Here is a 9,222-nt window from a genome sequence, read left to right on the forward strand (position 1 = left end):
TCGCCGAGGGGCGAAAAGGGCACTTGAGCCTTGCATCTATCCAACTGACATCGCAAAACCGCTGTGTGACGCAGAGCGTCACGAAATGCATTACCACGCGGAGCGTGGCAACGATAATGATGCATTTTCGGCAACTATACCGGCCCCTTCGCGAACAAGTTCGCTCCCAGTGTGCCTCCGGCCAGAATCCAAAGCAGAGTTGTGTATAACGATGAGCGCGGGAACGAGAGTCATCAGTCAAGTCAGCAGCACTTATCAAAGATAAGCCGTCGCAATCCCTTTGCGTTCTGTCAGGCAATCTTCCGCGCCCGCTTCAAACTCGCGACAGATCAATGGCCGTCTCTCGTAGATGGTGCACATCATGGTGTTGCGATCCAGCGCTGCACACCAGCCGTCATCCAGGCGCAACATAACCTCGCCACCCCATTCGTCGGTATCGATGTAGCGCTCAGGCACGCCCGTGTCGGTGATAAGCATCACTTCCAGTTGGCAACAGCAGGCTGCGCAGGTCGAGCAGGTGACTTCCGTTTCGCTGTGAATCTCTGCGAGCGGAATAAGCGTGGCGTTCAGAGCGTGTCTCCCGGTTATCTGGCTGATGGGCCTGGTGCGCGGGCGGCCAGCCATTGCAGCAGGGGAAATACACCCGCCCAGACCAGCCCCAGCAGCACCATGCTCGGCCAAAATCCGAGAGGAAGATGAACCTGCGCCAGTTGTGAGCCGGCATAGTACGACATCGGCCCGCCAATAGCGCCCAGTACGGCAGCGCGCCAGATGGGCCTGGCGGTCCATGCCAGGCAATGATTGAGCGTGGTACCCATGACCGCCCACAATAACGCCAGCCATAACGGCAGCAGATAGCCGCCGGTCTCGAAGTCGAAAACACCGATTACCATCAACAGGCTGTCGAGCACCACACCCACCAGCGTGACGCTCACAATCAGCTTGCCTTCAGCTGCCCATGAACTGACCCACGCAAAATGCACCACCAGCACGCCCACGGCGATCAACAGCCAATAGCTGTTGCCACCCAGCACGCAGGCGAACCAGCCGATCTGGAACAACAGCGCGTTGGCGAGTGATTTAAGCATTGAAGCGCCCAAGCAATGGCTCACGCAGTGCATCCGGTTTGGCCAGCAGCAATTGCGCGGTGCCAATCGTTCTCTCCAGAAAACCTCCCTCGCAGTAACACAGATAGAACTCCCAGAGGCGCAGGAAGTAGTCGTCATAACCCAGTTCGGTGAGTGTGCCGTGAGCGTGCTTGAAGTTGTCGTGCCACAAGCGCAGCGTGCGCGCGTAGTGCAGGCCGAAGTCTTCCATGTGCAGCAGGTTCATGTCGGTGTCGCTGCCGACGATGTCGAGCATCTTCGCCACCGAGGGCAGGGCGCCACCCGGGAAAATGTAGCGCTGGATGAAGTCCACATTGCGTTTGGCCTGTGCATAACGCTGCTCGCGAATGGTGATCGCCTGCAGCAGCATCATGCCGTTGCTTTTGAGCAGGCTGGCGCATTGCTTGAAGTAGGTCGGCAAAAACCGGTGGCCGACCGCTTCGATCATTTCGATGGACACTAGCTTGTCGTATTCACCGGTCAGGTCGCGATAATCGGTCAGCAGCAGCGTGACTCGATCCTGCAGGCCCAGTTCGATCAGCCGTTGCTCGGTGTAGGCGAACTGTTCTCTGGACAGGGTAGTGGTGGTCACGCGACAGCCATACTGCTGCGCGGCATAAATCGCCATGCTGCCCCAGCCGGTGCCGATTTCCAGCAGATGATCAGTGGGTTTCAGGGCCAGCTTCTGGCAGATACGCTCCAGTTTGTTCAGTTGAGCCTGTTCCAGGGTGTCATCGTCGCTGAGGAACTGTGCGGCCGAGTACATCATGGTCGGGTCGAGAAACTGCTCGAAAAGCGTGTTGCCGAGGTCGTAATGGGCGGCGATGTTCTTCTGCGAGCCTTTACGGGTATTGCGATTGAGCCAGTGCAGGCTGTGAATCAGCGGCCGGGTCAGGCGCGCGATGCCGCCTTCCATCGCATCCAGCACATCCATATTACTGACGAATAGGCGCACCACTGCCGTCAAATCCGGCGTGGTCCAGTAGCCGTGGATAAACGCCTCGCCAGCGCCGATGGAACCGGTGCTGGCAATCATGCCCCAGGCGGCCGAGTCGAGAATATGCACTTCGGCGTGGATCTGCGCGCCGGCCTTGCCGAACACGTGACGCTCGTCGCCTTCGATAACCACCAACTGGCCATTGCGCAGGCTGGCGAGCTGACGCAACACCCCTTTGCGCAGGATATTTGCAGTCAAACCATTGGTACCCAGATTGGCAGAAAAACTACTGCTACTGCTTTTCATGGCGTGAATCCTTGGGTTGCGCGGCGGCAGCACGGTAATCGCCGTCGGCGGCCTGATGGGAAAAAATGGGGATGCGTTTGACCAGCAGGCGCATGGCCTGCCAGTAAATCGCCAGACAGGTTTTTGCAGTCATCCATGGATAAGCAATCAGGTAGCGGTGCAGCGTCTTGCGGCTGAGCTGCTGGCGCGTGAGGTTGAGCGTGGCGTCAAACATCTTCAGTTCGCCTTGCCAGTCAGCCATGTGCACGCCGATACGCTCGGCGGGCTGGCTGAAACTCATGCGGTATTCAAGATCTCGTGGCAGGAACGGTGAAACGTGAAAGGCCTTGGCCACGGCAAAATGCTGGTGGCCTTCGCCGGTGGCTGGCAGTACATAACTGTAACGCTCGCCCCACGGGGTATTGGTGACTTCGCAAAGGATCGCCGCCAATGTGCCGTCGGCCTCGTGACAGTAGAAAAAACTCACCGGGTTGAACGACAAGCCCCAGCTGCGCGCCTGGGTCAGCAGGCAGACGCGACCCAGTGGCATGTGCCCCAGCGCTTTACCGACCAGTTCGCGTGCCGCTTCTATCAGCGGCACGCCGCGCCCGGTCAGTTGCGGCAGGTAGTCGCGCTCACGGAATGAAAAGGGTGCGAAACGCTTGTTGCCCGCCAGCGGCGAAAGGCCCATCACGGCGTCCTGCTCATCCAGGTCCAGATAGATCAGCCCGATTCGATAGGTGAACGCATGGGCGCGCGGTGAAAAGCGCCGATGGCTGATCCAGCCGCTGTAAAGGGCGCTGTTCACAGCGCTTCACCGAAGGCCTGGGCAACGCGCAAGCCGCTGACCACACCGTCTTCGTGAAAGCCGTTGGCCCAGTAAGCGCCGCAGTACCAGGTGTTATCGACCCCGTTTATTTCCTGCCAGCGCGCCTGTGCCGCGATCGCCTCAAGGCTGTATTGCGGGTGCGCATAGCGGTAGCGACCGAGAATCTTCGTCGGGTCGATGGCATCGGTCTGGTTCAGGCTGACGCAGAACGTGGTAGCGCTCTCGATCCCTTGCAGGATGTTCATGTCGTAGGTGACGGCGGCCAGTTGCTGCTCGGCGCCGCCAAGCCGGTAGTTCCAGCTAGCCCAGGCCAGGCGGCGGTCAGGCAGCAGGCGTGTATCGGTGTGCAATACCACATCGTTTTCGGCATAGCGCAGGGCACTGAGCACCGACTGCTCGGCACTGGACGGCTCTGCCAGCATGGCCAGCGCTTGGTCGCTATGGCAAGCGAACACCACTTGATCGAAACGCTCGCTGCCTTGGGCACTGTGCACCGTCACCCCTTCGCTGTCGCGTTCCACGCGAGTGACCGGGCAGGACAGGCGAATGCGCTCTCGAAACGACCCCGTCAGGGGTTCGATATAGCTTCTGGAGCCGCCTTCTATCACGCACCATTGCGGGCGGTGGGTGACAGACAGCAGGCCGTGGTTCTTGAAGAAGCGCACGAAGAATTGCAGCGGAAACCCGAGCATGTCCGCCAGCGACATGGACCAGATCGCCGCGCCCATCGGCACGATGTAGTGGTCAATGAAGCGCTGGCCATAGCCACCGTTTTTCAAGTATTCGCCCAGCGTGGTGTCGGCCGCGATACGCTGGTTTTCCAGGTCGTCTACCGATTGACGATTGAAGCGCATGATATCGCGCAGCATGCCCCAGAACCTGGGCGACAACAGGTTGCTGCGCTGGGCAAACAGGCTGTTGAGGTTGTTGCCGTTATATTCGACGCCGGTGCGCGGGTCGTGCACCGAAAAGCTCATTTCGGCAGGCTTGAAACCCACGTCCAGTTGGCCCAGCAATTTGATGAAGTTCGGGTAGGTCCAGTCGTTGAACACGATGAAACCGGTATCGATGGCATAGGCGCGGCCTTCGACCTGCACATCAACCGTGTGGGTATGCCCGCCGATCCAGTCGGAAGACTCGAAGACTGTCACCTCATGCCCGCGATTGAGCAGATAGGCGCTGGTCAACCCGGCGATACCGCTGCCAATGACTGCAATTTTCATTGAGTGTCCTTATTACCCGACTCGCTGCGGGCCATGCGTTTGCCGATGGCGAATCTGACGCGCACCGGAAGCAGGGCCAGCAGTTTCATACTGAGGATGAAAGCCGTCGGGAAGGCAATTTCCAGCGGTCGTCGCACACGCTTGAGGTTATCGGCAATGTACCGTGCTGCCTTTTCGACGGGCCAGCGCATCGGCATGGGGAAATCGTTTTTCTGCGTCAGGGGTGTATCGACAAACCCTGGGCTGACAATGGTCACGTCAATATTTTCGCTGGCCAGATCAATGCGCAGGGCTTCAAACAGGTAACGCAGGCCAGCCTTCGAGGCGCCGTAGGCTTCTGCACGAGGCAGTGCCAGGAAGGTGACCGCGCTGGCTACGCCGACCAAATGCGGCTGGTTGCCTTTGCGCAACAGCGGCAGGGCTTCCTGAATGCAGTAACTGCTGGCGAGCAGATTGGTGCGCACGACGCGCTCGACCATCGCCGCCTCGAAGTGGCGGGTGTCGATGTATTCACAGGTGCCCGCATTGAGGATCGCGGTATCCAGCGCTCCCCATTCCTGGGCGATGCGGTCGGCCATGGCGGTCACTTGCAGGCCGTCGGTGATGTCGCCGGTGACCAGCAACACCTGCTGCGGATGACTGGCGGCCAGGTTCTGCAGGGGCTCCAGAGTCCTGGCGGTCAAGGCCAACCGATGTCCGGCAGTCAGCAACTCCTTGGCCAGGGCCAGGCCTATGCCGCTGCTTGCCCCGGTCAACCATATGCGTCGTGCAACGGGAGTGTTCATCCTAACCTCTTCTTCAGCCAGTGGATGGCTCGACCCATGATAGGCAAGTGTTCGTAGAGCAACGCACCGGCATCGAAGTAGTCCCGATGGCGGTAAACCTTGTCGCGCCATTTCAGGTGCGAACAGCCCTCGACGCGAATCGTCCGGCCACCGGCCAGGCGCGGGTGCGAGTAGCTCATGGTCCAGACCAGATAGCCTTCACCCGGCCGGACCTCGTCAAAGGCATGGAAGTCGAAATGCAGATCGCGCACGTTGGCGTACAGCTCGGCGAAGTAGCGCTGCATGGCGGCAAGGCCTTGGATATCGTGCATCGGGTCACTGAATGACACGTCTTCGCTGTACAGCTCGGCGACCTGATCAAGGTTGTCCTTGTTCAGCGCCGCAAAGCCTTGCGCAAAGCGGTGCAGGAACTCAGCCATTGTCAGCTCCCGCAGCGGGTTGGCGAGCCGGGAGTGCCTTGAAGGCGGCCAAAGCGCGGGCGCGGCTTTTGCTCAGGTCGACGATGGGCTTCGGGTAATCGGCGATGCCGAATAGATCGCCCACAGAGGCTGGGTCGTGGATTTGTTTTTTGTTCAGGTCAGCCAGTTCCGGCAGCCAGCGTTTGATGAACACGCCTTCGGGGTCGAATTGTTCCGATTGCGACAGCGGGTTGAAGATGCGGAAGTAGGGGGCCGAATCGGTGCCTGTGGACGAACTCCACTGCCAGCCGCCGTTATTGGCCGCCAGGTCGCCGTCGATCAGGTGGCGCATGAAAAAGCGCTCGCCTTCCCGCCAGTCGATCAACAGGTTTTTAGTGAGAAACATCGCCACGACCATCCTTAGCCGATTGTGCATCCATCCGGTTTCCAGCAACTGACGCATGGCCGCATCGATGATCGGCAGCCCGGTACGGGCTTCTTGCCACGCCAGCAGTTCTTCGGGGGCGTCGCGCCATTTCAGCGCTTCGGTCTCCGGCCGAAATGCACGGTGACGCGAAACACGCGGGTAGCCTACCAGCGTGTGCTTATAGAATTCTCTCCACAGTAGCTCATTGATCCAGGTCACGGTTCCGACATCACCAGTCTCAAATTCGCCCTGATTGCTGGCCAGCGCTGCATGCAGGCACTGGCGGGGCGAAATCACGCCTGCGGCCAGATAGGCCGACAACTGGCTGGTGCCGGGCTTGGCCGGAAAGTCACGCTCGTCTTTGTAGTAGCTGATCTGCTCGTCGGCGAACGCTTCAATCCGCCGGCTTGCCTCGACCTCACCTGCGGGCCACAGGTCACGCAGGCTTTTCGACGGCGTGGTGAAGCCCTTGACCTGGTCCGGAATCGCATCACTTTTTATCGACAGTGGCTGCTGCGCTTCGGGGGTGTGTACCGTCCGCGGCATGGCTTCATGCAGGCGGGTGTAGCAGACCTTTTTGAACTGGGTGAACACTTGGAAATAGTTGCCGGTCTTGGTCAGGATACTGCCCGGCTTAAACAGCAATTGATCAAGGTGGCTGGTGAAGTGAACACCGTCCGCCTGCATTGCCTGCTGCACCGCCTGATCACGGCGGGTTTCGTTGATGCCGTATTCTTCATTGAGGTGCAGGCCCTCGACGTTTAACTGTTTGCACAGTGACGACAGCACTTCAGGTGCCTGATCCCAGGTGTCGGCTTCACGAATCAGCAACGGCACGTTCAGCTTGCCCAGCGCTTTTTCCAGCTCCACCAGATTGCGCAGCCAGAAGTCCACTTTGCAATCGGCGTCGTCATGGTTGCGCCACTGCGTCGGGCTGAGCAGGTACACCGCCAGCGTCGGGCCGCGCTGCAGGGCGGCCGTCAGAGCAGTATTGTCGTGAACGCGCAGGTCGCTACGCAGCCAAATCAGTTGCATGAGAAATCCTTAGATAAGTCCGAGCTTGCCCAGCTCGGTCTGAGCGCTGAGCGCATCATGGGCGAGGGTCAAACCCGCTATCTCGTTTGCCTGTACGAGCAGCTCGGCGTTATGGATCTTCACCGTTGGTCCGCCGAGCACTACAGGGCAGGTGATATTGGCCAGCAAGCGGGGCAGTTGGCCGACGTTCAACGCTTTGCTGGAGTAGAGCAATATGCCACGTGGCTTGAGGTATTCAGCCGCCAGCGCCAGTTCGCCGACCGGCAGGGGCCAGTCGAACACTTCCACCGGGCAGTCGGCGCTGCTCACCAGCCAGGCGGCCAGCCATAGATGCGGTTCCAGCGGCAGATCGGACTGATTGACCAGCAGCAACGGGCTGCCACTGAGCTGGCGGTTGTTGTGGTAAATGCGCGCGCCGAACTTGCTGCGTAACCACGAGTAGAAGAACGTGCGCTCCAGTTGCGCGCCGAACTTGCCCTGCCAGCGTTGCTCCAGTTCAGCGAGCAGCGGCAGCAGCAGTTGTTCGCACAAGGTGCGTGGCGGGTACAGCGCCATCGCCTGATTGAACACGTCGTCGACCCGGCGCTCGGCCAGTTCGCCGATGGCAATCAGCAGCGTCTGGCGCAGCGCGTCCCAGTCGCTGGTCGGCGGCAGGGCGTCCTGAAGGTTGTCATCAATCAAGCTTTTGACCTGGCTGACAGACACGCCACGATTGAGCCACGTGAGGATCTTCATGACCCGCTGCACGTGCTCGTCCGAGTACAGCCGATGACCTTTGGCCGTGCGGTGCGGGACGATCAGCCCGTAACGGCGCTCCCACGCGCGCAGGGTTACGGCATTGACGCCGGTCTGCCGTGCAACTTCCCGAATCGGCAGCCAGTCGCCCGGCAGCTCGGTATCTGTTTGTGCTTCATTCATGGGTATCAAATCGCATTTCGCAGGCTGAGGTTTTCCGGATGAGGCTGCATGTACACCTGCAGCGCTACGTAAGGATCCGGGTGTTGGCGAAAATGATGCTTGAGCAGGGTCAGCGGTACGATCAGCGGCACGATGCCCTGATGATACTGGCCGATCACTTCCTGAATTTCCTGCTTGTCCTCGGCACTGATGGTTTGTTTCAGATAGCCGCACAGATGTTGCAGAACGTTGGTGTGGGTGCGCCGGGTCGCGCATTTTTTCAGCGCGGCCATCAGCTCGCTGAAATACAGCGGGGCGATTTCATTGGGGTCGCTGCGGCCCATGTTGCCCAGCATCTTGCCCAGCGCCTTGTACTGCACCGGGTCGTTGGCCATCAGCTGGTATTTGTAGCGCGAGTGAAATTCGGTCAACGCCCGACGGGTGATGCCGTCCTTCAACAATTGTTGCCAGGCCGCGTAGGCAAACACACGGGTCACGAAGTTTTCGCGCAGCACGGCATCGTTCAGACGCCCGTCTTCTTCGACCGGCAGGTTAGGATGACGCTCGCAAAAGGCCTGCGCATAGATGCCGCGCCCCCCGCCGTCAACCGGCGCGCCGTTTTCACGGTAGACCTTGACCCGCTCCAGACCGCAGGACGGCGACTTCTGCATGAAAATATAACCGCAGATATCACCCAGCTCGTCCGCCATCTGAATGCCGTAATCGGCCAACGCCTGAGTAACATCCAGCTCACGATTGACCGTGCCCAGCGCCTTGGGGTGCTCGGCATCGCCCACCAGCCTGATCGGCTTACGCGGGATACCCAGACCGATAGCAACTTCGGGGCACGCCTGAACAAAATCGAAATACTTGCTCAGCGCCTGCGTGCACAGATGAGATTCCTTATGCCCGCCATTGAAGCGAACCTCGGCACCCATCAGACACGCACTGATCCCGAGTTTGGGTTTTTCGATTGCAGGCATTGGCATCCGTCACCTCTACAGAAGACTTGTACAGATTAACTGTGCTGTACAACTTATCCTCATCATAGGGGGATAGGTGTACAAGTCAAATTCTTTGTAGAGGGTTTTGAAGGCTGCGCCCAACTGCCTAGTGCCAATGCTGCGTTAACATGCATTTCGTGACGCTCCGCGTCACATCTGTGCCGCAACACAGCGTCATGCCTTGCTCATAATCACTGCATATAAACGAAAGCGCTTTTTAATCACGAAGGAACCCGACGAAGTCGGGCCGGAAACGGAGCGGGGGCTTTGCCTACTTTGATCCTTCAAAGTCAGTC

General features: G+C 59.3%; 10 protein-coding genes. All 10 read right to left on the minus strand.

All coding sequences use genetic code 11. The features are described 5' to 3' along the window. Positions 1-255: 255 nt before the first annotated feature. Genes DW49_RS01000000128780 through DW49_RS0122815 form a run of 10 tightly spaced genes read right to left on the minus strand, consistent with a single transcriptional unit; the run spans position 256 to position 8,905 of the window. Positions 256-570 carry a YkgJ family cysteine cluster protein gene (locus tag DW49_RS01000000128780; protein ID WP_032606853.1) on the minus strand — a complete coding sequence of 105 codons (315 nt, stop codon included), beginning with the start codon at positions 568-570 and terminating at the stop codon, positions 256-258. A gap of 14 nt (positions 571-584) precedes the next feature. After that, positions 585-1,088, minus strand: coding sequence for a DUF2878 domain-containing protein (locus DW49_RS0122775; RefSeq protein ID WP_005615202.1), 504 nt, complete (start codon positions 1,086-1,088; stop codon positions 585-587). After that, the gene (locus DW49_RS0122780; RefSeq protein ID WP_003379206.1) at positions 1,081-2,349 is read right to left on the minus strand and encodes an SAM-dependent methyltransferase; all 1,269 of its coding nucleotides are present in this window, start codon (positions 2,347-2,349) and stop codon (positions 1,081-1,083) included. The genes DW49_RS0122775 and DW49_RS0122780 overlap by 8 nt, the downstream gene beginning before the upstream one ends. Further along, complete coding sequence (locus DW49_RS0122785) at positions 2,336-3,136, minus strand: DUF1365 domain-containing protein (protein ID WP_024420451.1); 801 nt, start codon at positions 3,134-3,136, stop codon at positions 2,336-2,338. The genes DW49_RS0122780 and DW49_RS0122785 overlap by 14 nt, the downstream gene beginning before the upstream one ends. Next, positions 3,133-4,380, minus strand: coding sequence for an NAD(P)/FAD-dependent oxidoreductase (locus tag DW49_RS0122790; RefSeq protein WP_005615206.1), 1,248 nt, complete (start codon positions 4,378-4,380; stop codon positions 3,133-3,135). The genes DW49_RS0122785 and DW49_RS0122790 overlap by 4 nt, the downstream gene beginning before the upstream one ends. Then, positions 4,377-5,165: an SDR family NAD(P)-dependent oxidoreductase gene (locus tag DW49_RS0122795; protein WP_005615208.1), complete on the minus strand. Its 789-nt coding sequence runs from the start codon at positions 5,163-5,165 to the stop codon at positions 4,377-4,379. The genes DW49_RS0122790 and DW49_RS0122795 overlap by 4 nt, the downstream gene beginning before the upstream one ends. Continuing rightward, the gene (locus DW49_RS0122800) at positions 5,162-5,584 is read right to left on the minus strand and encodes a nuclear transport factor 2 family protein (protein WP_005615210.1); all 423 of its coding nucleotides are present in this window, start codon (positions 5,582-5,584) and stop codon (positions 5,162-5,164) included. The genes DW49_RS0122795 and DW49_RS0122800 overlap by 4 nt, the downstream gene beginning before the upstream one ends. After that, a complete protein-coding gene (gene phrB / locus DW49_RS0122805; RefSeq protein WP_005615211.1) occupies positions 5,577-7,025 on the minus strand; it encodes a deoxyribodipyrimidine photo-lyase in 1,449 nt (482 codons plus the stop codon). Before phrB ends, DW49_RS0122800 begins: the two co-directional genes overlap by 8 nt. A gap of 9 nt (positions 7,026-7,034) precedes the next feature. After that, a complete protein-coding gene (locus tag DW49_RS0122810) occupies positions 7,035-7,943 on the minus strand; it encodes a MerR family transcriptional regulator (protein WP_003379213.1) in 909 nt (302 codons plus the stop codon). A gap of 5 nt (positions 7,944-7,948) precedes the next feature. Then, positions 7,949-8,905 (minus strand): YbgA family protein, encoded by a 957-nt coding sequence (locus DW49_RS0122815; RefSeq protein ID WP_005615213.1) that lies wholly within the window; start codon positions 8,903-8,905, stop codon positions 7,949-7,951. Between the last annotated feature and the right edge of the window lie 317 nt (positions 8,906-9,222).

Origin of the sequence: Pseudomonas avellanae BPIC 631, assembly GCF_000444135.1 — a bacterium.
Lineage (GTDB): Bacteria > Pseudomonadota > Gammaproteobacteria > Pseudomonadales > Pseudomonadaceae > Aquipseudomonas > Aquipseudomonas avellanae.

Excerpts from the sequence above, each read along its gene's own strand:
- DW49_RS0122775 (WP_005615202.1), bottom strand. The coding sequence starts at position 1,088 with ATGCTTAAATCACTCGCCAACGCGCTGTTGTTCCAGATCGGCTGGTTC.
- DW49_RS0122780 (WP_003379206.1), bottom strand. The coding sequence starts at position 2,349 with ATGAAAAGCAGTAGCAGTAGTTTTTCTGCCAATCTGGGTACCAATGGT.
- DW49_RS0122790 (WP_005615206.1), bottom strand. The coding sequence starts at position 4,380 with ATGAAAATTGCAGTCATTGGCAGCGGTATCGCCGGGTTGACCAGCGCC.
- DW49_RS0122795 (WP_005615208.1), bottom strand. The coding sequence starts at position 5,165 with ATGAACACTCCCGTTGCACGACGCATATGGTTGACCGGGGCAAGCAGC.
- DW49_RS0122800 (WP_005615210.1), bottom strand. The coding sequence starts at position 5,584 with ATGGCTGAGTTCCTGCACCGCTTTGCGCAAGGCTTTGCGGCGCTGAAC.
- phrB (WP_005615211.1), bottom strand. The coding sequence starts at position 7,025 with ATGCAACTGATTTGGCTGCGTAGCGACCTGCGCGTTCACGACAATACT.
- DW49_RS0122810 (WP_003379213.1), bottom strand. The coding sequence starts at position 7,943 with ATGAATGAAGCACAAACAGATACCGAGCTGCCGGGCGACTGGCTGCCG.
- DW49_RS0122815 (WP_005615213.1), bottom strand. The coding sequence starts at position 8,905 with ATGCCTGCAATCGAAAAACCCAAACTCGGGATCAGTGCGTGTCTGATG.